1 protein-coding gene is annotated in these 618 nt (G+C 59.5%); it reads right to left on the reverse strand.

Features of this window, described 5'->3' with window-relative positions:
• Positions 1-163 precede the first annotated feature (163 nt).
• Positions 164-457: an ArsR/SmtB family transcription factor gene (locus tag AC2A1N_RS13625; RefSeq protein WP_021202108.1), complete on the reverse strand. Its 294-nt coding sequence runs from the start codon at positions 455-457 to the stop codon at positions 164-166.
• Between the last annotated feature and the right edge of the window lie 161 nt (positions 458-618).

Here is a 618-nt window from a genome sequence, read left to right on the forward strand (position 1 = left end):
CGGCCATAAGCAGACATCCACCCCATCCCTGATAAACATCCCTAGGCCGCAGCAGACCTCGAGCCTGCTGCGGTCAATTGGTTTTGGGGCAGACTACGCCGATGGCCTAAATTCCCCTAGGTCAGTGAGTCTAGCCCGTCCCTTCTAGACGCCTTAGGCCACTTCAAGTTGATGTATCGTCCGCACAGAAGATCCCATGCATCGCGCCCAGCAGTGCTGCAACGCGCGGGTCTGCCATGCGGTAGACGATCGACCGCGATTCCCGTCGGGTCGCTACAAGCTTTCGTTGGCGGAGTTCGGCCAGTTGCTGGGAGAGCGCCGGCTGTCGGATGCCGGTGGCGTCCTCCAGTCCGCTCACCGTCATTTCACCTTGGGCGAGCTGGCACAGCAGCAACAGGCGGGAGGGAGTGGCCATGAAGCGCAGCAACTCGGCCACTTCGGGCACGCGCTCCTTCATCGTGGCTAGGTCTGACGGGCTGAATGGGGGGCTGGTCACGGGTAAGGGCAACTTGGCCGGGTGATGTGATGCAAACACCATGGGGAAGGCGCCCAGTCTAGCATGCTTCTATAGTTGCACACCTTATGTAACTATGTAAGTATTAAGCAACCAATCCCCCC

This window comes from Stenotrophomonas maltophilia group sp. SKK55, assembly GCF_057179845.1.

Bases quoted from the DNA above. Each gene is read 5' to 3' on its own strand.
- AC2A1N_RS13625 (WP_021202108.1), bottom strand. From the start codon at position 457: ATGAAGGAGCGCGTGCCCGAAGTGGCCGAGTTGCTGCGCTTCATGGCC.